We start from the raw sequence: 24,216 nt of genomic DNA, 5'->3' as shown, positions 1-24,216 counted from the left end.
ACTAAATATTTATAGATGTCTATACCAATTTTTAATTCAATAATAGATATTTAAATTCCTTTACGATAAATGATGACCGAAAGGTGGAAAATTTAAGTTTTTCGATTCAATTAAATTGGTATAGACAACTAGAAAAGGGTGATGCTAATATATAGTATAGAAATACCCGAAGGGAAGTAATTTCAATGATTCAAAAAATTAATCATATTTTGCTTAAGGGAATCCAAGTTTATGCAGAAGATATATTAATTGAAAATGGATTTATTAAAATTAATAACGGAAAAATAGTGGAAATCGGATCAATGGAAGAACTTGAAAAGGAGAATGAATTTGAAGTTATTGAGCTTCCTGGGCACTATAAAGCAATTCCCGGTTTAATCGATGTTCATATTCATGGGGTCAATGGTGCTGATACGATGGACGCCACTAAGGAAGCACTAGACACAATGGTTACAGCTTTACCGAAAGAAGGAACTACGAGTTTTTTAGCCACAACAATGACCCAAGAAGGTAAACAAATTGAAAATGCTTTAATAAATGCAGCGCAATACATTGAAAAGCAGAAACCAAATGGAAAGGCCGAAATACTTGGCCTCCATCTTGAAGGGCCGTTTGTAAACGCAAAAAGAGCAGGGGCACAGCCGATACAGCATATTATTGACCCAGACCTTGCTTTATTTCAAAAGTGGCAAAATCTCACAAACGGAAATATTAAACTTGTTACACTTGCGCCAGAGCGTCCAGGTGGATTAGAAATGATTCGATATTTAAAGTCAAATGGGATCATTGCATCAATTGGTCACACCGATGCAACCTTTGATGAGGTTGATCAAGCCATTGATGCTGGTGCAAACCACGTAACCCATCTTTTTAATCAAATGAGGGGACTGCATCATCGTGAACCCGGTGTCGTGGGTGCAGCTTTTTTACGAGATGAATTAAAAGCTGAAATTATCGTGGATGGGGTGCATGTTCGTCCGGAAATGGTAAAACTTGCTTTCAAGCAAAAGCAAAGTGAAGGGTTAATCTTAATAACTGATTCCATGCGGGCGAAATGTTTGAAAAATGGTAAATATGATCTTGGTGGTCAAGAGGTAACAGTAAAAAATGGAAAAGCAGTCCTTGAGGACGGAACCCTTGCAGGAAGTATTTTAAAATTGGGGCATGCAGTAAAAAATATTATTGCTTACACTAGCTGTCCACTTGAAGACGCCATTGAAATGGCTTCAGTAAATCCAGCAAAGCAGTTGAATATGTATGATCGGAAAGGCAGTATTGCTGTTGGAAAAGATGCAGACATTGTCATTTTAGATGAGCAACTGGAAGTTTATATGACACTTTGCCGTGGGGCTCTTGCATTTAAAAGGGAGGAAAACTCAAAATGAGGATTATTGAGGTAAATGATTATCAACAAATGAGTAACAGAGCGGCTGAATTTATCATTGAAAAGGTAGTTCAGAATCCAAGTATTAAACTTGGATTAGCAACAGGTGGGACACCAATCGGAACCTATAAAAGTCTAATCGAGGATCACAAAATGAATGGGACGTCTTATCAGAAAGTAACCACATTTAATTTGGATGAGTACATGGGACTATCAGGTGATAATAAGAACAGCTACCGGTATTTTATGAATAACCAACTTTTTAATTATATTGATATGAATAAAGCTAAAACAAATATTCCAAGCGGTATTGCTGCTGATTTTCAAGAAGAATGCAATCGTTATGAAGATTTAATTGCTAAGCATGGCGGCGTTGATTTACAAATTCTCGGAATTGGCAGTAATGGGCATATTGGATTCAATGAACCAGGAACTTCCTTTGGTTCCAAAACGCATATTGTAAAGTTAGCACCTTCAACCATTCAAGCAAATGCAAGATTTTTTAACCGAATTGATGAGGTTCCTACAAAAGCGATTACGATGGGGATTGCAACCATTATGAAAAGCAAAGAAATTCTTCTTCTCGTTTCAGGTGAAAAGAAAAAAGAAGCACTGTTTAGACTTTTAAACGGCAAAATTAATGAAAGTTTTCCTGCATCCGTATTGAAAAATCATCCATGTGTTACAATTATTGCAGATAAAGCGGCAATAGCAGATCTAAAGGTTCAATATAGCGCAAAGGTGCCAATGTAAAGGAAAGGATGCAGTTGGAGGAAAATGATTAATAAGAATTCTCCCATTCCAATTTATTATCAACTTGAAGGATATATCAAAGAGTTAATTGAAAACGGCGAATTGCGGCCTGGTGATTCTCTCCCTCCTGAGAGAGAATATGCGGAGAAATATCAAATTAGCCGGATGACCGTTAGACAGGCCTTTACACAGTTAGTAAATGAGGGCTATTTATATCGTTTGCAAGGAAAAGGAACATTTGTTGCAGAAAGAAAAATCGAACAGCCCCTTCAGGGATTAACAAGCTTCACAGAAGATATGAAGGCAAGAGGATTGGAACCAGGGAGCCAATTAATCCACTTTGAAATTATTCCGGCGACAAAACAAATAGCAGGTCAGCTTTTGATTTCTGAATATGGACCCGTATATGAAATCAAACGGATTCGTATGGCAGATAGTGTCCCAATGGCCTTAGAAACAAATTATATTTCAGCAAATCTCGTTAAAGGACTTACGGAACAAATTGTAAATAAATCCCTATACGCACATATTGAAGGACAGTTAGACTTAAAAATTGATAGCGCTTCTCAGATTATTGAATCATCAGTTGCCAGCCAAAGTGAGGCAAATTATTTAAAGATTAGCAAAGGGTCACCAGTTATGTTAATCCAAAGAAATACTTTTCTTAAAGATACTACCCCGGTTGAATTTGTTAAATCTGTATATCGTGCGGATCGTTACAAGTTTATGATTCAGATGAAACGCTGAAAACAAAGGAGATTATTTATCTTGTTCAATCTTTATTTTTCTAAGCTTAAAGAATTATTAAGCTTAATCGAAAAGGATGAAAATGAAAACCTAAAAAAAGCTGCAAAGAATGTGGCCAAGTGCATCCAAAAGGATGGGATTGTTCATGTTTTTGGTTGCGGACATTCCCATATGCTTGGGGAAGAACTATTTTACCGAGCTGGTGGACTGGTTCCAATTAATCCAATCCTAATAGAAGATTTAATGCTGCATAAAGGGGCGGTTCGCTCCTCTCAATTAGAAAAAGAAAATGATTTTGCAGAACAATTCATGAAAAATGTTAAGATTCAACCTCAAGATGTTGTTATTGTCGCATCAACCTCTGGCAGGAATCCTGTGCCAATTGATGTGGCCGAGATTGCTAAAAATAAAGGTGCATTTGTCATTAGCGTCACATCGTATGTTTATACAAAAACCGTGAAGTCAAGACATAAAAATGGTGAATATTTGTATCATACGGCTGACCTTTCCATTGATAATCATATTAAAGTGGGTGATGCATTAATGGAGCACGAGTCAATTGGTGTAAACTTTGGTTCAGGTTCAACGGTTGTAGGGACAGCAATTGTTAACGGAATAATGGTTGAAGCCATCCGCATAATGATTGAAAATAATTTTGAACCGCCAATCTTTAAAAGTGGCAATGCAGATGGTGCCGAAGAACATAATCGAGATCTTATTAACAAATATAAAGGCCGAATTCCGATGCTGGAAAATTGACCCTTAAAAACAAGCCGACAGTTTCAATAGTTGGTTTTTTTTGTGGAAAATTGTTATTATGCCCGATTATTAAATACGTTTATTTTCCATCAATACTTTCTTTGAAAAACATTAACACTATGAAGGCAACATGAATTTCAGAAGGAGGTATTTCGATTGATAAAAAAACCAGTTGGGTTACTGTTAACAGCGGTCTTAACAATGGGCCTTGCTGCTTGTAATAACAATGATAATAAAGAGATAAATGATCAAGGGTCAAATCGTATAGGAATGAACACGAATAACAGAAACAATACCCCTTATATGGATGTACGTAATGGGAGAGATGATGGGATCGACCACAATGGTCCTTTAACTGAGGATTATACGAACAATAATAACAGCGAATCTGATTCTGATGTAAATTTTTATAACAATAAACGAAAAAATAAGAAAAATTACAACAACAATGATGATATGATTTCTGCATATCAAACAAATTTGAACAGTAATCAATACCCTCATACAAGGGCGGTATTAATCCAAGATGCAAAGTACCAGTTTATTCGTCTCGATCCTAGACTAGGTAATTTGGCACTCCAACAGATCCAACCTTATATTCAGCAGCAAAGACCGAATGGACAAGCACCAGTCCAACAACAACCGGCACCAATTCAACAACAACCAGCACCAGCACCTATCCAACAACAGCCAGCACCGAAGCAACAACGGCCAGCTCCACCACAAGCCCAACCTGCACCAAAACAGCCAGCTACTACACAAAATAATGCACCGGCTACTGGGACAGTTAGTCAATACGTACAACAAGTAATTGACCTAACAAATGCCCAACGCAGTAAAAACGGACTTCCTGCTCTAAAGGCGGACAAACAGTTAAACAGTGTTGCACAGAAAAAATCGTTGGATATGCAGCAAAAAAATTATTTTTCACATACAAGCCCTACCTATGGATCACCATTTGACATGATGAGAGATTTTGGCGTGACTTATAAATCTGCAGGTGAAAATATCGCACAAGGACAACGAACGCCACAAGAAGTAGTAACTGCTTGGATGAACAGTGAAGGGCATCGTAGAAATATCTTAAGTTCAAATTTTACTCATATTGGGGTAGGATTTGAAGCGACAGGCAAACACTGGACCCAAATGTTTATTGGAAAATAAAGTTAAAACAAACCGACAAAAGGTAATCTTCTGTCGGTTTGTTTTTTAAATGATAATATTTTCTTTTTTCATTATCGACGAAATCGTTGGAAATTTAAAATGAAAAGTGGTTCCCATTCCCACTTCACTTTCAGCCCAAACCGTGCCATCCATTGCACGTGCTATGCTATAAACCACCATCATACCTAAGCCTGTTCCATTTTTTCCTTTTGTAGAATAAAATGGTTCTCCTAATCGCTCTAGTTGTTCTATGTTCATTCCTACACCAGTGTCCTTCACACTAATGGTTACATTGTTTTTACTATACTCCGTTGTGACAGTTAAATAACCTCCATTAGGCATTGCTTCAATCGCATTTTTGAGGACATTCACAAAGCATTGACGGAACTTTTGCCCATCCCCTTTTATAAACCCAATCACTGAAAAGTCTGTGTTAATCTCGACTGAATTTTGATGGGCTAAGGGCTGAAGAATATTAATTATTTGCCGTAATTCACTTTTTACATTTATTTCCTCAAATGACTCAATCGATGGTTTTGCAAAGGTTAAATAATCTTGTATAACCCGTTCAGCCGAAATTAATTCCTCTTTTACAATCGATAAATATTCTTTCCGTTTTTGCCTTGAAAGGTAATCATCTTGCAGGAGCTGAACAAACCCGCTAGCTGCAGTTAGTGGATTTCGAATCTCATGGGAAATGGCCGCTCCCATTTGTTCGACTGCTTTTAATTTTTCAGCTTTAATCAGCTGCTGCTGCATTTCATTATTTCTTCTAACAAATTCAATCCCATATGAAATGATCCCAATCCCGAGAGAGGGAATGAATAAGAACGCAGTCCACGCATCCAGCCAATAGGAATGAGTATTGGCGAAACTCATCCCGATAACTGTAATAACGCCGAGGATTATTCCCAAACATACTGTAACGAAAATACGGCGTACTGGAATTTGCTTTAAAAACCAAGGATATAATCTCCAGAATATTATCGAGAGAGGTGCATAAAGCATAATGGTTTGAAAAAAGCCTAAATCAAAACCATAGAAACCCCGAATAATAATAATTACTCCTATAAGAATCGGGCCAATTCCCACATAAAGGGCCCCCAAAACCAAAGGAATAATCCTTAAATCATATCGAACATATGAAATCGGATTGTATGAAAATTGAATACATAACCATAACATGGCAATAAAAAAGATTGTAAGTGAGGGTTTGGATAGGGTGAATTTTTTATAATTATCTAAAAAAATTAAACAAAAAAAACAATAAAACGATATATATTGAGAGGTTTAAGAAAAGATGTTTCGTAATTTCCATTGTCTCACCATCCAAAAAGGGCTGATAGGAAAATTTTACATGTATTTTCCGCATTATACAACAAAATTTGCATAATATTTAGAAAAATATGTTTTGAATTGATAAAAAAAGGAAGGCTTGTATTATTTACAAGCCTTCCATGCTTAAATGAGAAGATGAAATTGTATTTCTACCTTTTGTCTTAGATAAATATAATGCCGAATCAGCCATTTGAATTAATGCTTGCGGTTTTTCTAAAGTTGTTGGAACCATTGTGGCAAATCCAATACTTAACGTAACAATATCAGCAATGTCAGAACTAATATGAGGAATTTTAAGTAACTTAATTGTCTCCTGAATTTGATAAGCAATTTTCATCCCTTCCTCCATGGTTGTAGAAGGAGAGATGAGAGCAAACTCCTCACCTCCATAACGGCAAAAAGTATAATGAGAGTTAACAGCCATTTGATTGTTAATAGCTTGTGCGATTGATTGTAAGCAAAAGTCTCCAGTTAGATGGCCGTATGTATCATTGTATTTTTTAAAGTAATCAATATCAAACATAATTAATGTGATTGGCGTATGACTTATAGAAGAATTAGCCCATGCTTTATTAAGTGTTTCGTCAAAATATCTTCTGTTGGCAATCCCTGTTAGTCCATCTAAGTAGGATAGTTGATTGAGTAATTGATTTGCCTCTTGTAGTTTTTGTTCGGTAAGTTTTCGATCAGTAATATTTCTTGATACAATAATGACTTTCTTACTTCCATCTTCTTCGAAATGAACGCTTTTTAAAGTAGATTCAATCCAAACATAATCTCCTTTATTCGTACGGTACCTGTAAGTTGATTCAGCCCCACCCTCATGAAGTGCTTTTTCAAACATGTCTTTTGTTTGTACAACATCATCTGGATGAATAAAAACCTCCATTTTTTTTCCGAGAAGTACAGGATACTCAAAATGAATAATTTCTTTTACAGCGGGTGAAATATAAATATATTCGGCTTTTTCGTTGTGCATTGTAATCATGTCACTTGAATATTCAGCTATGAGGCGAAAACGTTCTTCTGTTTCCTTCAATTTCATGACATTATGCTTTAATTGATTTTGTACTTCGTATGACTTCACCACGAAAACAAAAAAATGATAAGCAAAAAAACCACCAATGAGAGAAATTAAATAATGTATGGTTAAAACACTTTTGAGCATTTGGAAGTTGTCAATTCTGATAATGAAAATGATTGAAACAATTAATAAACCAATCAGATTCATTATGAAAGCCTTTAAAGTTCTGGAATAGTTTAATGTTGCGATTCCACCACAGAGGATGCCTGTTAATACAGCCCCGATTGCTCCCAATAAGGAAGATTCATTCATACCAAAAAGAAGGATTCTTCCTGCTGCAATAAGAACAGCAGCCAATAATGCTGGGATATACCCACCGAAAGTTGCTGCGATCACTATTGCCAAATGGCGTAGATCAGCAATCGTGTTTACGTTAATTTGAATGCTAAACGACATTAAAATATTCCCTAGAACTCCAAAACAAAATCCCCAATATAATTTTGAGGATAGCGGAGAGGAAGGATTAATTGGCTTATCTTTAAATAACACTCCCATAATAGAAAAGGAAGCAATTAATAGTGAGGCATTTGAAACAAAATCTTTTAACATGCATACTCTCCTGGAATAGTGAATAAAGTTCTTAGAGCTATTGTGCAATATTATTTCATAAATTATTTGCATCTTTCCAATTATACTATGAATTAGATATTTATGACAAAGTTAGATTAAAAAAGGCTCCCTTGTGACGTTCTTGAACAGTTAGTGTCAATTTTTTTTTAATTACATCAATATACTACTTCTGACTACAAACTATCTTAAGCACTTAATCACGTAAGAGAAGGAACCTTAATATTTGGAAAAATTTTTTATTAAACGCTTACAAAAATCTGTTGACTGAGTAAATAGTCGATGATAAGATACAACTATACTAATTAATTAGTTCAATAAACTAATTAAAAGAAATGCACTAATATTTTTTTAATAATCTTTGAAAGGGATTTCAAAGTACTGAATGTTCAAAAAGTTTTAAGGATTTAAAGGTATAGGTAATCGGGTTAGATTAAAAACTAAATGCATAATGGAGGGGTCAAAAATGAGTCAAACTGCAAAAAAAGCCGCTGTAGTACAAGGTTCTGCAAATGAATTTAGAAAGTTTGGAATGAAAGACAAACTTGGTTATATGTTTGGTGATTGGGGGAACGATTTCTTCTTTGTTCTAGTTGCCGCATTCTTAATGGTTTTTTATACAGATGTCTTTCATATTAATCCTGCAGCAGTCGGTGGATTATTCTTACTTGCCCGTTTGTGGGATGCAGTAGCAGACGTATCATGGGGCCGTTTTATTGATACAAGAAAAGCAGGGAAAAATGGCAAATTCAGGCCTTGGATTTTTAGAATGTCTTTCCCGCTTGTTATTTGTGGTGTTTTAATGTTTGTTCACATTCCAGGAATGTCAGATGGATTTTATCTTGCTTATGCTTACGTAACATATATTATTTGGGGAACACTATATAGTACAGTTAATATTCCTTACGGATCAATGGCTTCAGTTATCACAGGCGATCCTGTTGAACGTACAGCACTTTCAAGCTGGAGAACATTAGGTGGAAACTTGGCTGGTTTAATTATTAACGTGGTTGGCCCTATGATTTTGTTTGTTAACAACAAACCAGATGCTAATCGCTTCATATTAGCTGCATTAATTTTCGGTGGACTTGCACTTGCTTGTTATATGGCTTGTTATAAATTATCGGTTGAACGAATTGTAATGGATGAAACAACTAAACCAAAAGTGAATTTGGGACAAACAATGAAAGGTCTTGGAAAAAACAAACCATTAATTTGGTTCCTCATTGCTTCATTATTGTTCTTGGTTTGCTTTATGCTAATTGGTGCAGTAAACGTTTATCTATTTAAAGATTACTTCGGAAATGCGAAAGCACTAAGTATGGTTGGTCTTCTTCAAGCTATTGCAGTATTTGTAGGTATGCCATTTGTTAAACCATTAGTTGCGAAATTTGGTAAAAAAGAAGTGGCTTCTGGTGGCTTATTAATAGCAACAGTTATATATGCGATTTTGTACTTCCTTCCAAATTTAACTGGAACACAATTTATTGGTGTATTAACAATTGGGATGTTTGGTTATGGAATTTTCAACCTTGTCATTTGGGCTTTTGTTACTGACGTTATTGATTATCATGAGTATTTAACTGGTTTACGTGAAGATGGAACCGTTTACTCGATTTATTCTATGGCACGTAAAGTTGGTCAAGCAGTAGCTGGCGGAGTTGGTGGTGCAGCAATCGCAGCTGTTGGTTATAATCCAACTCTTAAAGCACAAACAGCTGATACGCTTCAAGGAATTCATACACTTGGAACTCTAGTACCTGCAAGCATACTTGCTGTTGTGTTCCTAATTATTGTATTCTGTTATCCATTAAACAAAAAACGTACAGCGCAACTTACAGCTGATTTAGCTGAAAGGAGAAAAGGCAAACATTAATTCAATATTACCAGAAGGAAGATAGCTAACATCTGTTAGCTATCTTTTTTCATCATGTCTTAAGTGATATTTTAAATTAGGAAAATATCGGCTCCGATTTCATACGAATCGGAGCCTTTTCTGTTATGTTATGAACTCCATTATTGATCTTTGCTGGATAAATGTTTATAAATGGGTTGGACAGGATGATATACGCTTACAAATTATTATTGACGAAATTTGTCGACGGTGGTATTCTATCAATGAAGTTAATTTGTTAGTTTATTAAACAAATTAAAAAACTTTTTCAAGCTTAATATTCAAACCATATAATCTTTTGTAGTTTTGAAAAGGGTTACAGGTAAAACTCATTTAATTAATATAAAAGGAAGAGGGAGACATAATGGAGAATAGTGCCCAAAAAAAATTAACCTTAAAAGAAAAAATCTCCTACGGTTTAGGTGATGTGGGTAACGGATTTATGTTTGATATGGGGCAAATTTATTTGCTTAAGTTCTATACAGATATTTTAGGAATATCTGCTTATTGGGGCGGCCTCGTATTTTTAGTATCAAAGATTTTTGATGCATTTGCAGATTCCTCTGTAGGTGCTTTTGTGGATAAACGGAAGGTAGGTAAACGAGGTAAGTTCCGGCCGTTCATCTTATTTGGATCGATTCCGCTTGCCATTATGACTGTCATTTCTTTCATGGCACCTGACTTTTCAGATACAGGAAAAATTGTTTTTGCTTTTATAACCTATATGGCCTTTGGGTTGTCGTATTCCATTGTTAATATTCCTTATGGATCACTCGCAGCTTCCATGACCCAAGATTCTGTGGATCGGGCATCTCTTGGATCCTTCAGAGCTATTGGCAGCCAATTTGCAATGCTTATTTCTGGGATGGTTGTTATCCCAATTGTTTTATATTTTCCAGATCAAAAATTAGGATATACCGTGGGAATCGGTTCGATGGCGTTAATTGGGGTCATATTCCATTATATTTGCTATCGTAATACAAATGAAAATGTGATTAGGGTGCCTAAAAAAGAAGAAGAAAAGCTTCCGATGTCGAAACTCTTCAAATTATTGCTAAGTAATAGACCGCTAATTGCTCTATGTTTCGTTTGTTTGTTTATGGTTGCAGGGAGTAACCTACGCACGGCTGTTCAGTTATATTACTTACAATATAATTTAGGAAATCCAGGTCTTATGTCTTTGCTTTCATTTACTAGTATTGGAATCGCTGTCATTGGTTCATTTTTTATTCCAGCACTTGTTAAAAGACTTGGAAAAAAGAAAACATTTATTATCGGTCTTTTTATTGGAGTTGCCGCGGATGTTGCGAACTTTGTTCTACCAGCTAACGTACCGACTTTCCTTATATTACTTACCATTGGAAGCTTAGGTCTTAGCTTTGCACTAGGTTTACCATGGGTAATGGTTGCGGATGCAGTGGATTATCACGAATGGAAAACAGGACAACGGACAGAAGGGATTGTATATTCAAGTTACAGTTTCTTCCGTAAACTAGCACAGGCGTTAGCTGGTTTTATTCCTGGCGTTGCCCTTGGATTAATCGGTTATGTTCCAAATGCAGAGCAAACTGCTGGCGCACTCCTTGGTATAAAAGGGCTAATGTTCCTCGTTCCAGCCGGACTAAACTTAATTGCTGCGGTTATCTTAATTGTTCTGTATAATTTAACAGAGGATCTTTATAAAAAGATTGTTGATGAACTTAAAGAAAAACAAAAGGTGAATGATAGTTTAAAAAGTGCGTAATGAACATCGATAAAAACCCCTTTTAGCACTAGCTAAAAGGGGTTTTTCCTTGAAAGAAGGGGTAATCAAGTTCTAAATGAGTACGCTTCCAATTCGGTTGGATTTTATCTCATAAGGTAAATTTAACATCGGGACATCAAGAAAATGTTTGATAGCAAGTGCACATGCCCCAAGGACACAAGATTCTTTCCCGATAGTAGAGATCATTAATTCCCGGTAATGACTAATTGAAGAATTTAGATTTCCACTAATTTTATCGAGAGAGTCCGGATACATACGCAGCAGTTCACTATCAAGCACGAGTACGTCTGGATTATACATGTTAATCATATTATTCAATCCAATGGAAAGATAGAAAAGGAATTGTTCCATCAATTCGTGTACTTCCACATCGCCTTCATTAAGCCACTTTTGAATATGTTCGTAAGTTAGATTCTTTATTTGTCGTTTTTCAGATAAATGTTCAAAAATGACCGATTCCGAAGCATATTTTTCCCAGCAACCCTTATTTCCACAATTGCATGGTTTACCTTGTGGAACAACAATCATATGACCTATTTCACCAGCATATCCGTCATTTCCTCGGAAAAACTCATTGTTCATCATCATACCTAGGCCGATCCCAGAATAGAGGGTCGCACATAACAAGTTGTCTGTTTCATGGTGCGCAAAGACCCTTTCGGCAAAAGAACTTAGATTTGCATTATTTTCAAGGTAGATAGACGTATCAAATTCTCTTTCTAAATCACGCTTGAGACTAATATCATGCCAATTAAATCGTGGAACATAGTGGATCTCTTCGTCTTTTGTGACCAGACCATGGATGGCGATAACAATTCCTACAATACCATAGCGGCTCGTAGTGCAATCTGCTTTGAACTTTTTGATTTGTTGAATTAAAAGATGAAGAATCTCTGCATAATTAGAAGTATTTATTTCGATAATATTAGATGAAACAGGACAGCCAAGAAGGTCTGATAATGTAAATGATATTTGACCATAATCAAGGTCAATACCAAGTGCATAGCCAACTTGTCCGTTCAATGAGAGCATAATCGGCTTTCTTCCAACCGAAAAATGCTCAAGCTGTGTCTCTATAATAAGCCCTTCTTCTAATAAGTCTGCAACTTGTGCTGAGATGGTTGCTCTTGTTAAGTTAGTGGCTTTGGATAGATCTGCTCTCGAAATCATTCCTTCTTTAACAATTTCTCTAAGGATTAAAGAGCGATTAATTTTTTTTATATATGCCGCATCACCCGTAACCATTTTTATCCTCCATTTCGTGCATTCCTTTGTTTATATTCTTATTATATCAGTTCTTTCATTAAAATGTCGTTATTATTCTATTAATTCCTAAATAGTTAATTGACTAAACATATTAAACATGATAAATTAGGAATGTAATTAATTTGTTTATTAAACAAATTAAAGGAGAACGATCTGATAACAAATACTTATATTTTTCTGTAAGGGGTTACAGATGTGCATTTACTGTATGAATTTCTATCTAAAGGAGAGGTATTCGATGAAAAAATTTATGGATCAACACTTTTTGTTAAATACAGATACTGCAGTTAAACTGTATGAAAATGCCGCAGCATCTTCACCAATTTTTGATTTTCACTGTCACTTAGATCCAAAGGAAGTTTGGGAAAATAAGTCTTACGAAAATATTACTCAAATCTGGCTTGGTGGGGACCATTATAAATGGCGAACAATGCGCATGCATGGTATCGGAGAGCAATACATTACTGGAGATGCGGGTGATTGGGAAAAATTCTCAGCATGGGCAGAGACAGTTCCACATTTAATTGGAAACCCAGTATACCATTGGACGCACTTAGAATTAAAAATGGTCTTTGGTATTGATAAAGTATTAAGTCCTGAGACAGCTCGTGAAATTTGGGAAGAATGTAATGAAAAGTTACAGACGCCTGAATTCAGTGCAAGAGCTTTAATTGAGAGATCAAATGTAAAGTTTATCGGAACAACGGATGATCCAATCTCTACATTAGAATTCCATCAATTACTGAAAAATGATGAGACCTTTAAAACAATTATTGCTCCAACATTCCGTCCGGATGGTGCGCTTTTTATTGAACGTCCAACTTTCAAAAGCTGGATTGAAAAATTGGCGGATGTGTCAGGTATAAAAACGGATTCCTTAGATGGATTTTTAACAGCTTTGAAACAAAGAGTAGAGTATTTTCATGAAAATGGGGGCCGTGCCTCAGACCATGATATTCAAAAAATGGAATATGTAGAAACAACCAAACAAGAGGTTGAAGCGATTTTCAATAAACGTATTAGCGGTGAACAACTTACAAATAATGAAATGATTGCCTATCGTATTTTCCTCTTAAAAGAACTTGGAAAAATGTATGCAGAAAAGCAGTGGGTCATGCAGCTTCACATGGGAGCAATGCGAAACAACAACACAAGGATGAAGGAATTGCTTGGAACAGATGTAGGGTTTGACTCCGTTGGAGAAGCTAATATGGCTGAGGGGTTATCCCGATTCCTTGATGCCCTTGATCAGGAAAATGCACTTCCTAGAACTGTATTATTTAACTTGAACCAAAAAGATAATGTAGTCTTAGCTGGAATGATGGGTAACTTCTATGAAGAAGGGATTCCAGGAAAAGTTCAATTAGGCTCTGGCTGGTGGTTTTTAGACCATATCGATGGTATGGAGAGACAAATGAAGGATTTTGCAAATGTCGGATTACTCAGTCACTTTATCGGCATGCTGACAGACTCTCGCAGTTTTCTATCCTATGCACGTCATGATTACTTCCGCCGAATTCTATGTAACCTCCTTGGCGAATGGGTTGAAAAAGGGTTAGCGCCGAATGACATGAAGCAAATGGAGCAAATGGTAAAGAATATTTGTTTTGATAATGCCGAAAAATATTTTTTAAGACGCTAAAAAGCACTTTTTAATTGTATTAATGAAAGAAATATGGTTATCTAAGTAGTATTAATAATGAAAGAGGGATAGTATGTCTAAACAACAAATTGGTGTAGTTGGTTTAGCTGTTATGGGTAAAAACCTTGCCCTAAATATCGAAAGCCGTGGTTATTCTGTCGCTGTATTTAATCGTTCATACGATAAAACAGAAGAGTTTTTAAAGAATGAAGCAGAGGGAAAAAACTTTGTAGGTGCACGTACTGTTGAAGAATTCGTTAATTCTTTAGAAAAGCCTCGCAAAATTTTATTAATGGTTAAAGCTGGTACTGCAACAGATGCAACCATCGACTCTTTAAAGCCATTTCTCGAAGAAGGCGATATTCTAATTGATGGTGGGAATACATTCTTCCAAGATACAATCAGACGTAATAAGGAACTAGAGACAGCAGGATTCCATTTCATCGGAACTGGCGTTTCAGGTGGAGAAGAAGGCGCATTAAAAGGTCCTTCTATCATGCCAGGCGGTAAAGAAGAGGCTTATAACCTTGTTAAACCAATCTTAGAAGCCATTTCTGCAAAAGTAGAGGGCGATCCTTGCTGTACGTATATTGGTCCAAATGGTGCTGGTCACTATGTGAAAATGGTTCATAACGGAATTGAATATGGAGATATGCAGTTAATCTGTGAAGCTTATTTTATTTTGAAAAATGTCCTTGGTTTAGATGCAAAAGAGCTTCATAAGGTCTTTGCTGAATGGAATAAAGGCGAATTAGACAGCTATTTGATTGAAATTACGGCTGATATCTTTACAAAAGTGGATGAAGAAACTGGTAAACCAATGGTCGACTTAATCCTCGATACAGCTGGTCAAAAGGGTACTGGTAAATGGACAAGCCAAAATGCTTTAGACTTAGGTGTTCCACTTCCAATTATCACTGAATCTGTATTTGCCCGCTTTATTTCAGCAATGAAGGATGAGCGTGTTAAGGCAAGTCAGGTTCTTAATGGACCAGAAGTTAAGGCGTTTGAAGGCAATAAAGAAGAATTAATCGAAGCAGTTCGTAAAGCATTATATATGAGTAAAATTGTTTCTTATGCACAAGGTTTTGCACAAATGCGTGCTGCCTCTGAAGAATACGATTGGAATCTTCAATACGGTAATATCGCGATGATTTTCCGCGGAGGCTGTATCATTCGTGCACAATTCTTACAAAAGATTAAAGATGCGTATGATCGCGACCCTGAATTAAGAAACTTATTGTTAGATCCATACTTCAAAGAAATTGTTGAAAACTATCAACAGCCATTACGTCAAGTTCTTGCTGTGGCAATTGAGCGTGGTATTCCTGTACCGTCATTCGCTAGCGCGATTGCCTATTATGACAGCTACCGTACAGAAACTTTACCAGCTAATCTGTTACAAGCACAACGTGACTACTTTGGTGCTCACACCTATCAACGTGTTGATAAAGAAGGAGTATTCCATACACACTGGATGGAATAAGCAGTTTGATTTGGACCACTTTCAAAAGAGACAAAACTAGCTCAACAGGGGCTGGTTTTGTCTCTTTTTTTAATAGTCGGTTGTCTAAAATTCATTATGAAAAAGCAACATGAGTCAAAAATCAACTATTTTTTAAGCAGTTTTAGAGAATGATTTTGGTTTCTAAGTGCAATATAATAATAGTATGTTCAGTTAACAAATTAATTTGTTAACGCTTACCTATAAGGGTGTGAGAGTAATGGATGAGTGGAATACATCTCCGAACCAAAAGAAAATAATGGATGAATGGATAAACGCATTCTACCGAGCACAAGGTATGGAGTCCAACATATTTAATTTTCACTCACATCAAGAATATGAGATCTATTTTTTTCATTCGGGTGATTGTAAGTATTTAATTAATAATAGGATTTATGAATTACAGCCTGGTGATATCATTCTTTTGGATGGTATGACATTGCATAAACCGAACCCGAGGACCGGCAGCACGTATACAAGGAGTATGCTTCATTTTTCACCTACGTGGCTGCAAGAGTTATTGACAGCTCTTGGAATCCCAAATTTGTTAGATCCTTTTAAAAAACTTAACAATTGTTTGCTGCGAACACGATATGATGAAGCGGGACAATTTGTTGATGGACGGATAAAGGAAATCGCCGCATCGTTGGAACAGATTAATAAAGAAATGCAACGAACCGGTAAGAAAAATGAACTATTAGAAGCCGAAGTGAAACTTGAGTTAGTTCAATTATTGATAGGAATTTTTAAAATGAGTCAAAAAGAGTTATCTCAAGTAACAAGTAAAAAGACTGAAAAGGAACATCATGCAGAGGCTATTGCGTCTTGGATTAATGAACACTATAGCGAAAAAATAAGTTTAGATCGAGTGGCTGCAGAGTTGAATCTGAGTAAGTATTATGCTTCGCATGTGTTTAAGGAAGTCACTGGCTTTACGGTGATGGAATATGTGATGGGATGCCGGCTCAATCAGGTGAAATATTTGTTGGAAATGGAGCCTGATCGAACGCTAACAGAGGTGTCACGGGTAACTGGCTTTGAGAGTGTTGCCCATTTTAGTCGGTATTTTAAGGAGAAGGTGGGCACCACACCGTCACGTTATCGTAAAAATAAAATTACTAGCAACATTACTGTGAAAAAGGGGGAACAGTCCTAAATGAATAAAGACTTATTGATCTCAGGCTTTTCAGATGAAATCTCTTCTGATTTTGATACCCAGCTTGAAGTTGTCTCAAATCTTGGTATGCATTATCTTTCTTTACGCGGGATTGATGGGAAAAATATTGGTGATTATACTGTTGATGAGATTAAAGAAAATGTACAACCACGGCTTCAAAAGGCAGGTATCGGTGTTTCTTCAATAGGGTCGCCTATTGGCAAGGTGTTCATTAACGATGAAGATGGATTTGCCAATCAAAAGATCATGTTGGACACGCTTTGTCAAATTTCCAACTTATTAAATTGTCAATATATCCGTATATTTAGCTTTTATATTCCTAAGGGCGACAATGCCGACCAATACCGTGAGGAAGTCGTTAGTAAGCTTAAGGAATATGCGGCCATTGCAGAAAAATACAATGTGATTTTGCTGCATGAAAATGAAAAGGATATCTTTGGTGATATCGGAAGACGCTGTCATGAGATTTTAACAGAAGTAGATTCTCCTTACTTTAAAGGGATTTTTGACTTTGCTAATTTCGTACAGTGCGGTGAGGACACACAAGAGTGTTACGATCTCTTAAAAGACGAGATTGTTTATATACACATTAAGGATGCTGTAACATCAGATAGTCAAAACGTTGTCTGTGGAACTGGCGAAGGTAAAATACCTGAGCTATTAGCTCAATTTATTAAGAGCGGCTACAAAGGCTTTTTAACTCTTGAGCCACACCTCGTTCTCTTTGATTCACTAAAGGATTTAGAACTTGAGGATGCAACTGAGATTATAAAAGACAACAAGGGGCTGGATGGTGCCGGCGGCTACAAGCTTCAATATGAAGCACTTTTAGAAATTCTTAAAACAATTGAAAGCGAGGAGAAGTAATAATGGAACAAGTTAGATTAGGGATTATTGGTTTAGGTGCAGAAGGCGGTATGTACGCTAATTTCATTTCTGAAGGCAAAGTTAAAAACATGGTGATTGGTGCGATTTGTGATAATGATCCTGCTAAAAAACAAGTAGCGCAAGAGAAGTATCCTGGTGTTCCTTTCTACGATAATTATATCGATATGATGGAAAGCGGTGACGTTAATGCGGTCGTTACAACTGTTCCGCATTATCTCCATCCTGAAATGGGAATCGAAGCACTAAAACGAAACCTCCATGCATTAGTGGAAAAACCAGCAGGTGTTTATACAAAACAAGTTAAAGAGTTAAACGACTTTGCAGCAACAAAGCCTGAAGTTAAGTTTGCCATCTTCTTTAACCAGCGTACAAATCCACTTTATAAAAAAGTAAAAGAAATTATTGATAATGGTGAGATTGGCAGCATTCGCAGTACCAACTGGATTATTACTACTTGGTGGAGACCTCAAGGGTACTACAATCAAAGTGAATGGAGAGCAACTTGGGGCGGAGAAGGTGGAGGTGTCCTTGTAAACCAAGCGCCACACCAAATTGACTTGCTTCAATGGATTTGCGGCATGCCGAAAAAGGTTTATGCGAAAGTAAACTTTGGCTCTCAAAGAGATATTGTTGTTGAAGACGATGTGACAGCAGTATTTGATTATGGAAATGGTGCTACTGGTGTATTTGTAACTCGTACACACGATGTAGTGGGGACTGACCGTCTAGAAATCCTGGGCGATAAAGGAAAAATTGTGGTAGACGATAGTAAGAAAATAACCATCAAGCGCCTGAAGAAATCTGAAAATGAAATGAGCAATTCCATGGATATGTCAGATGTTATGAAGCTGTTTATGGGCGGCGGTGCAGGTGATATTTTCACTGAGGAAGTACTTGATTTTGGCAATGTTTGGGGCGAACAGCACATTGCTGTATTAGATGACTTTGCTTCTGCGATTGTAGAAGGTACTCCATTATTAGCACCTGGCAGCGACGGCATTAATGGTGTTAGACTTGCAAATGCTATGCACCTGTCAGCCTGGTTAGGCAAGGAAGTGGAAATACCATTTGATGAAGATTTATTCCTAGAAGAATTAAATAAACGGATTGCAGAAGAAGGTAAATATCCGGTTAGAAAGTAATCAAACACATGAAACGAACTCATCGCTAATACAGCTTTGAGTTCGTTTCAAAAAAGGGGAGAAGCTCATGCTAAAAGTAGCAGTAATAGGGCTTGGAGATATTTCAAAAATTCATATTCCAGCTATACAAGCGAACCCAAATGCTGAGTTAGTGGCAGTTTGTGATCTTGATGAATCATTAAAAGATAATGTACCTGGGGTAAATTTTTATCGAGATTATCACGAGATGCTTGAAAAAGAAAACCTTGATGTTGTCCATAATTGCCTGCCTCACTATCTACACTATCCTATAACAAAAGCTTGTGTTGAAAAGGGTGTTCATGTTTTTCAAGAAAAGCCATTGGGCTTGAACACGGAAGAGGGACAGGCACTCGTAAAACTAGAGGAAGACCACCGTGATGTTAAAATCGGTGTGTGTTTACAAAACCGTTATAATGAGTCGTTTGAAATGCTTATGGAGATTGTCAAAGGCGGCGAATATGGCAAGGTCACAGGAGTTAAAGGGTTGGTGGCTTGGTACAGACCAAAAGCTTATTATGATGTGAAACCTTGGCGTGGAAAAATGGCGTATGCCGGGGGCGGTTCCATGATCAATCAATCCCTCCATACACTGGATTTAATCCAGCTAGTCGGCGGAAAAATAGAATCAATAAGAGGTTCAGTGGACCAATTATTGGATTATGGGATTGAAGTGGAAGATACTGCTTCCGCACATATACTCTTCGAAAACGGTGCAAGAGGATTATTTTTTTCAACCAATGCCAATCCAGAGAACTCCAGTGTAGAGCTTGAAGTATATCTTGAAAAGGGTAAATTCATCATTAAAGACAGCATTCTCACAAGAATAAATGAAGAGGGAAAAAAGGAAGAATTGGTAGAAGATGCTAAGCTGCCTGGCTCAAAATTCTATTATGGTGCCAGCCATGCGAAAACGATCAATCAATTCTATAACTGTATTTTACAGGGTACTCATGATTATGTTCATGCAAAGGATGCGGTCGTATCTATTCAAATGATTGATGCTATTCGACTTTCTTCAGAGACAAAACAAAGTATTAAGATGGAGGGATAACCATGAAAAAAGGTAAAATCGGCGTTCAAATGATGATGCTTAAAGGCAAAGTGGAAGAACTAGGTGCTTATGAAACAATGAGAAAAGTTAGTGAGCTTGGATATCACGCTGTTGAAGTATCTCAAATACCTATGACTCCAGAAAACGTAGCGGAATTAAAAAGGGCGAGTGTAGATTTTGATATCAAGATTGCGGCTCTTTCTGCCGCTGTAGAGCCAATGTTGCCTGGAATGCCTGGCGAAACATTGACAAGTGATTTTGAAAAAATAGTTAATGATTGTAAGACACTTGATTGTAATTTCTTACGTATTGGTATGCTTCCGTTAACATGTATGGGCCATAAAGATAAAATCATGGAATTTATTGAAAAGGCAGAAGTAATGGCTCACAGATTAGCTGAGCATGGAATTGAATTGTATTACCATACTCATCATTTAGAATTTCAAAAATATGATGGTGAATATTTGTTAGACATTATTAAAAATAACACCACTAAGCTTGGATTTGAATTAGATGTTCACTGGATTCAAAGAGCAGGCGTAAATCCTGTGGAGTTTGTTAAGGAATATACAGGTCGTATTTCACTCTTACATTTGAAGGATTATCGAATTGGACAAATGGATTTAAGTGAAGTTGACTTCAAAGATATGGCTAAATTCTTTGACAAATTCACGAATACGATTGAATTTGCAGAACTCGGTGAAGGAAACCTTGATATCAAAGCGATTACTGAAGCCGGTCTTGAAAGCGGTGCACAATATTTCTTGGTAGAACAAGATGATACGTATGGTCGCGATCCATTTGAATGTCTAGAAATTTCAGCTAATCACCTGAGAAAACTAGGATTTGGCGAATGGTTTTAAAATTAAAACGACCGTAAAAAGATATGAAGTAAATTGGGTGTCAGGCACTATGGTGTCAGGCACTTTCGTTTTTTTAAAAGGCTGTGTTATAAGACATTGTTGATTTTATAGCCAAGTTGATTGGAGCGGAACTCAACAGCCAAGTTTAACAAGCAAAAAAAAACCAATTCACATTTTATTTACGTGAATTGGTTCTGACAGGTTCAGATAGATGAAATGGAATGTATTCACCATGTTTTTCAATTTGTTTAACTACTAAATTAATTAAATGTTTCATTACAATGCCTCCTAGTAATTTGATACTCTTATTATCATTTATTATCAAAATTTAAACAAACTCACTGAAAACGGAAACAAACGCGATGAAAACGGGAACATTGGTTATGAAAGTGTTCACATCATCTTTTTTCTTATAATTATGCCGATTTTCTCGTTATTTCATTCATTCCAAATGAAAAAGAAAAAGCCCTCTGGAATGAAGGCTTATAGTTACTTTTTGCTTATTCTATTTATCGAGAAAGTTCTCCTCACACAAAGTTAAACAAAGCTCTGAAACCCCTAAAAAGTTTTGAATGGTCAAAGCACAAGCACCCATGATACATGCCCTTTTGCCAAATTTTGAGATCAACAATTCCGAATAATGGCTAATGGAAGAAGAGAGATGGGCTTTAAGTTCTTCAGCTGCATTAGGATATATACGAAGGATTTCACTATTTACCACTAAGATTTCAGGATTATAAAGGTTAATTAAATTATTTAATCCAATAGAAAGATACATAATAAATCGATCTATCTCTTTTAGGAAAACAGGGTCATGTTCATTGATCCGATTTTGAAAATCTTCAAGGTTGAAAGCTATTTCTTTTTGATTTTCAGCAAATTGGGTAATAAAACTCAATTCGGAAGCGTATTGTTCCCAGCATCCCAAATTTCCGCAACGGCAGGGGAGTCCATTTGGAACGACAATCATATGCCCAATCTCACCAGCATAACCGTGGAATCCTTTGAATAATCCGCCATTGATAATAAATCCAAGACCAATTCCAGAATACAAACTGACAGATAATAGGTTGTTACTTTGGTGGTGTTTATACACTTTTTCCGCAATGGAGCATAAGTTGGCATTATTTTCGATGTAAACATTGACTCCTATTTCATTTTCTAAGTCTTTTTTTAAGGTTTTGTTTCGCCAACCGTGTTGAGGGACAAAATCAATTATTTCATTTTTATTCACAATTCCATGTATTCCAATGGTAATACCAACAAGACCGTAACGAGTATGGGCGGATTTAAATTTATAACAAGTAATCTGTTCTATTAATAACTTAAGAATGACATCATATTCAGATACTTGCATTTCAATTATATCTGTCTGAATAGAAGTACCAATTAAATCTGATATGGTAAAAGTAATTGAATTTTTATCTAGGTCAATTCCCAGGGCAAAACCTGCCTCTCGGTTAACTGAGAGCATGATTGGCCTTCTCCCCAAACTTTTGTGTTCCTGTTGTGTTTCAATAATTAATTCTTTGTCCAATAAATCTGATACCTGTACAGAGATCGTTGCTTTATTTAATCCTGTAATTTTTGCAAGCTCTGCTCTAGATATCAATTTATGCTCAACAATTTTACTTAAGATTAAAGACTTGTTCATTTTTTTGATAAATGCTGCATCTCCTGTGAGCATAAAGAACCTCCTTGCATTTTTAAAAGGAAATAACTTATTAATATTGACGTAATTTAGTCATAATGATATTATACAGGTAATTAGTTTGTTTGGTAAACAAATTAATAAATAATACTTTTTTTTAGTTTCTTTTGTAAGGGATTACAGGGGGATTTCATTATAGCCTCATCAATACATGGAATGTAATAGAATGAGGAAAACTTTAATAGGTAAAAAAAAGGAGTGATACAAACATGGGTATCCTACAAGAATTATTAAAAGATATTCCAGTTCCTAAAATGGCAAAGGTCAAAGTTCACTTTGATAACACAAAGATTGATGACCTTGGTACTACGCTGAAGGAACAATTACAGCAAGTACATATTCAGAAAAAAGTCCAGCCTGGGATGGAAATTGCGGTTGCTGTTGGCAGCCGCGGACTTGATCGCCTCGTTGAAATTACTGAGGTAACAGTCAAGTTTCTTAAAGATTTAGGAGCTAAACCTTTCATTGTACCAAGCATGGGGAGTCACGGGGGGGCGACTGCAGAGGGTCAACGCGAAGTTTTAGCGCATCTTGGTGTCACCGAAGAAAGTGTCGGTTGCGAGATTCGATCTTCAATGGATGTAGTAAAGATTAGTGAGCTGCCGAATGGTTTACCAGTTTATGTGGATAAATTTGCTTCTGAAGCGGACGGAATTGTTGTTATTAATCGTGTGAAACCACACACAGCTTTTCGTGGACCAGTAGAAAGTGGAATTATGAAGATGATTAGTATTGGATTAGGAAAGCAAAAAGGGGCAGAGGCCTGCCATCAAATGGGATTTAAATATATGGCAGAAAATGTCCCAGCCATGGCAAAGATCATCATGGAAGAGACCCCCATACTTTTTGGAGTTGCAACAGTTGAAAATGCATTTGATAAAGTTGCAATTATTGATGTACTTACTCCAGAAGAGATTATTAATAGAGAACATGAACTTCAAAAACAAGCAAAAGAATTATTACCAAAGCTTTTCTTTGATCAATTGGATGTCCTTGTAATTGATGAAATAGGTAAAAATATTAGTGGGGATGGTATGGATCCGAATATTACGGGCCGTTATCCAACACCATATGCATCTGGCGGACCCGAAGTTAACAAAATGGCGGTGCTCGATGTAACACATCAATCAGAGGGGAATGCCAATGGCGTAGGAACGGCTGATTTTACAACACAACGGCTAATAGACAAGATGGACAAAGAAGGAACTTATGCAAATGGTTTAACTTCAACCGTTGTTGCTCCTACAAAAATTGCTACGACATTACCAAACGATAAACAAGCGATCCAAGCGGCTATTAAAACATGCAATATTCTAGATTTTAGAAACGTCAAATTAGTCCGCATTAAAAATACATTAGTGTTAAGTGAAATTGAAGTATCTGAGCCTTTACTTGAATATGTAAAACAGCATCCAAATATGGAACTAAGTTCAGATCTTTATGATATTCCTTTTAATGAAAATGGAAATTTATTTTAACAGAACAAAGGAGAGAAG

At 36.4% G+C, this 24,216-nt stretch carries 19 protein-coding genes; 15 read left to right on the top strand and 4 right to left on the bottom strand.

Annotation, left to right across the window (positions count from 1 at the left end; all coding sequences use genetic code 11):
• Positions 1-185 precede the first annotated feature (185 nt).
• From nagA to QF028_RS21045, 5 genes are all read left to right on the top strand, one after another.
• Complete coding sequence (gene nagA / locus QF028_RS21065; protein ID WP_429468488.1) at positions 186-1,385, top strand: N-acetylglucosamine-6-phosphate deacetylase; 1,200 nt, start codon at positions 186-188, stop codon at positions 1,383-1,385.
• Positions 1,382-2,137 carry a glucosamine-6-phosphate deaminase gene (gene nagB, locus QF028_RS21060; protein ID WP_429468485.1) on the top strand — a complete coding sequence of 252 codons (756 nt, stop codon included), beginning with the start codon at positions 1,382-1,384 and terminating at the stop codon, positions 2,135-2,137. The genes nagA and nagB overlap by 4 nt, the downstream gene beginning before the upstream one ends.
• Before the next feature lie 24 nt (positions 2,138-2,161).
• On the top strand, positions 2,162-2,884 hold the full coding sequence (locus QF028_RS21055) for a GntR family transcriptional regulator (protein ID WP_215003914.1): 723 nt from the start codon (positions 2,162-2,164) through the stop codon (positions 2,882-2,884).
• Positions 2,885-2,905: 21 nt separating this feature from the next.
• Positions 2,906-3,643, top strand: a complete 738-nt coding sequence (locus tag QF028_RS21050; protein ID WP_429468482.1) for an SIS domain-containing protein — start codon at positions 2,906-2,908, stop codon at positions 3,641-3,643.
• A 156-nt stretch (positions 3,644-3,799) separates the two neighbouring features.
• Positions 3,800-4,807: a CAP domain-containing protein gene (locus QF028_RS21045; RefSeq protein WP_429468480.1), complete on the top strand. Its 1,008-nt coding sequence runs from the start codon at positions 3,800-3,802 to the stop codon at positions 4,805-4,807.
• 45 nt (positions 4,808-4,852) lie between these two features.
• Here QF028_RS21045 and QF028_RS21040 read toward each other — a convergent pair whose 3' ends face one another.
• The gene (locus QF028_RS21040; RefSeq protein ID WP_429468477.1) at positions 4,853-5,899 is read right to left on the bottom strand and encodes an ATP-binding protein; all 1,047 of its coding nucleotides are present in this window, start codon (positions 5,897-5,899) and stop codon (positions 4,853-4,855) included.
• 352 nt (positions 5,900-6,251) lie between these two features.
• On the bottom strand, positions 6,252-7,778 hold the full coding sequence (locus QF028_RS21035; RefSeq protein WP_429468474.1) for a diguanylate cyclase domain-containing protein: 1,527 nt from the start codon (positions 7,776-7,778) through the stop codon (positions 6,252-6,254).
• Between the two features lie 484 nt (positions 7,779-8,262).
• Here QF028_RS21035 and QF028_RS21030 point away from each other — a divergent pair, with 484 nt between their 5' ends.
• The gene (locus QF028_RS21030; protein WP_429468471.1) at positions 8,263-9,672 is read left to right on the top strand and encodes an MFS transporter; all 1,410 of its coding nucleotides are present in this window, start codon (positions 8,263-8,265) and stop codon (positions 9,670-9,672) included.
• A 382-nt stretch (positions 9,673-10,054) separates the two neighbouring features.
• A complete protein-coding gene (locus QF028_RS21025; RefSeq protein WP_429468469.1) occupies positions 10,055-11,434 on the top strand; it encodes a glycoside-pentoside-hexuronide (GPH):cation symporter in 1,380 nt (459 codons plus the stop codon).
• Between the two features lie 72 nt (positions 11,435-11,506).
• On the opposite strand, the gene QF028_RS21020 is transcribed toward QF028_RS21025, so the two are convergent.
• A complete protein-coding gene (locus tag QF028_RS21020; RefSeq protein ID WP_429468466.1) occupies positions 11,507-12,700 on the bottom strand; it encodes an ROK family transcriptional regulator in 1,194 nt (397 codons plus the stop codon).
• Between the two features lie 259 nt (positions 12,701-12,959).
• Here QF028_RS21020 and uxaC point away from each other — a divergent pair, with 259 nt between their 5' ends.
• From uxaC to QF028_RS20985, 7 genes are all read left to right on the top strand, one after another.
• On the top strand, positions 12,960-14,363 hold the full coding sequence (gene uxaC / locus QF028_RS21015) for a glucuronate isomerase (RefSeq protein ID WP_429468463.1): 1,404 nt from the start codon (positions 12,960-12,962) through the stop codon (positions 14,361-14,363).
• A gap of 73 nt (positions 14,364-14,436) precedes the next feature.
• Complete coding sequence (gene gndA, locus QF028_RS21010) at positions 14,437-15,849, top strand: NADP-dependent phosphogluconate dehydrogenase (protein WP_410888786.1); 1,413 nt, start codon at positions 14,437-14,439, stop codon at positions 15,847-15,849.
• Positions 15,850-16,087: 238 nt separating this feature from the next.
• Positions 16,088-17,023 (top strand): AraC family transcriptional regulator, encoded by a 936-nt coding sequence (locus tag QF028_RS21005; protein ID WP_429468460.1) that lies wholly within the window; start codon positions 16,088-16,090, stop codon positions 17,021-17,023.
• Complete coding sequence (locus QF028_RS21000) at positions 17,024-17,911, top strand: sugar phosphate isomerase/epimerase family protein (RefSeq protein WP_429468457.1); 888 nt, start codon at positions 17,024-17,026, stop codon at positions 17,909-17,911.
• A gap of 2 nt (positions 17,912-17,913) precedes the next feature.
• A complete protein-coding gene (locus QF028_RS20995; protein ID WP_429468454.1) occupies positions 17,914-19,074 on the top strand; it encodes a Gfo/Idh/MocA family protein in 1,161 nt (386 codons plus the stop codon).
• A 67-nt stretch (positions 19,075-19,141) separates the two neighbouring features.
• Positions 19,142-20,146, top strand: a complete 1,005-nt coding sequence (locus tag QF028_RS20990; RefSeq protein ID WP_215003891.1) for a Gfo/Idh/MocA family protein — start codon at positions 19,142-19,144, stop codon at positions 20,144-20,146.
• Positions 20,147-20,148: 2 nt separating this feature from the next.
• A complete protein-coding gene (locus QF028_RS20985; protein ID WP_410888779.1) occupies positions 20,149-21,009 on the top strand; it encodes a sugar phosphate isomerase/epimerase family protein in 861 nt (286 codons plus the stop codon).
• Positions 21,010-21,514: 505 nt separating this feature from the next.
• Here the strand turns inward: QF028_RS20985 and QF028_RS20980 are convergent.
• Positions 21,515-22,696 carry an ROK family protein gene (locus QF028_RS20980; RefSeq protein WP_429468450.1) on the bottom strand — a complete coding sequence of 394 codons (1,182 nt, stop codon included), beginning with the start codon at positions 22,694-22,696 and terminating at the stop codon, positions 21,515-21,517.
• Positions 22,697-22,929: 233 nt separating this feature from the next.
• Here QF028_RS20980 and QF028_RS20975 point away from each other — a divergent pair, with 233 nt between their 5' ends.
• Positions 22,930-24,198, top strand: a complete 1,269-nt coding sequence (locus QF028_RS20975) for a lactate racemase domain-containing protein (RefSeq protein ID WP_168242339.1) — start codon at positions 22,930-22,932, stop codon at positions 24,196-24,198.
• Positions 24,199-24,216 lie beyond the last annotated feature (18 nt).

Source organism: Neobacillus sp. B4I6, from assembly GCF_050434045.1.
Taxonomy (GTDB): domain Bacteria; phylum Bacillota; class Bacilli; order Bacillales; family Cytobacillaceae; genus Neobacillus.
This window is presented reverse-complemented; position numbering and strand designations above follow the sequence as displayed.

Excerpts from the sequence above, each read along its gene's own strand:
- nagA (WP_429468488.1), top strand. The coding sequence starts at position 186 with ATGATTCAAAAAATTAATCATATTTTGCTTAAGGGAATCCAAGTTTAT.
- nagB (WP_429468485.1), top strand. The coding sequence starts at position 1,382 with ATGAGGATTATTGAGGTAAATGATTATCAACAAATGAGTAACAGAGCG.
- QF028_RS21055 (WP_215003914.1), top strand. The coding sequence starts at position 2,162 with ATGATTAATAAGAATTCTCCCATTCCAATTTATTATCAACTTGAAGGA.
- QF028_RS21035 (WP_429468474.1), bottom strand. The coding sequence starts at position 7,778 with ATGTTAAAAGATTTTGTTTCAAATGCCTCACTATTAATTGCTTCCTTT.
- QF028_RS21030 (WP_429468471.1), top strand. The coding sequence starts at position 8,263 with ATGAGTCAAACTGCAAAAAAAGCCGCTGTAGTACAAGGTTCTGCAAAT.
- QF028_RS21025 (WP_429468469.1), top strand. The coding sequence starts at position 10,055 with ATGGAGAATAGTGCCCAAAAAAAATTAACCTTAAAAGAAAAAATCTCC.
- QF028_RS21020 (WP_429468466.1), bottom strand. The coding sequence starts at position 12,700 with ATGGTTACGGGTGATGCGGCATATATAAAAAAAATTAATCGCTCTTTA.
- uxaC (WP_429468463.1), top strand. The coding sequence starts at position 12,960 with ATGAAAAAATTTATGGATCAACACTTTTTGTTAAATACAGATACTGCA.
- gndA (WP_410888786.1), top strand. The coding sequence starts at position 14,437 with ATGTCTAAACAACAAATTGGTGTAGTTGGTTTAGCTGTTATGGGTAAA.
- QF028_RS21005 (WP_429468460.1), top strand. The coding sequence starts at position 16,088 with ATGGATGAGTGGAATACATCTCCGAACCAAAAGAAAATAATGGATGAA.
- QF028_RS21000 (WP_429468457.1), top strand. The coding sequence starts at position 17,024 with ATGAATAAAGACTTATTGATCTCAGGCTTTTCAGATGAAATCTCTTCT.
- QF028_RS20995 (WP_429468454.1), top strand. The coding sequence starts at position 17,914 with ATGGAACAAGTTAGATTAGGGATTATTGGTTTAGGTGCAGAAGGCGGT.
- QF028_RS20990 (WP_215003891.1), top strand. The coding sequence starts at position 19,142 with ATGCTAAAAGTAGCAGTAATAGGGCTTGGAGATATTTCAAAAATTCAT.
- QF028_RS20985 (WP_410888779.1), top strand. The coding sequence starts at position 20,149 with ATGAAAAAAGGTAAAATCGGCGTTCAAATGATGATGCTTAAAGGCAAA.
- QF028_RS20980 (WP_429468450.1), bottom strand. The coding sequence starts at position 22,696 with ATGCTCACAGGAGATGCAGCATTTATCAAAAAAATGAACAAGTCTTTA.
- QF028_RS20975 (WP_168242339.1), top strand. The coding sequence starts at position 22,930 with ATGGGTATCCTACAAGAATTATTAAAAGATATTCCAGTTCCTAAAATG.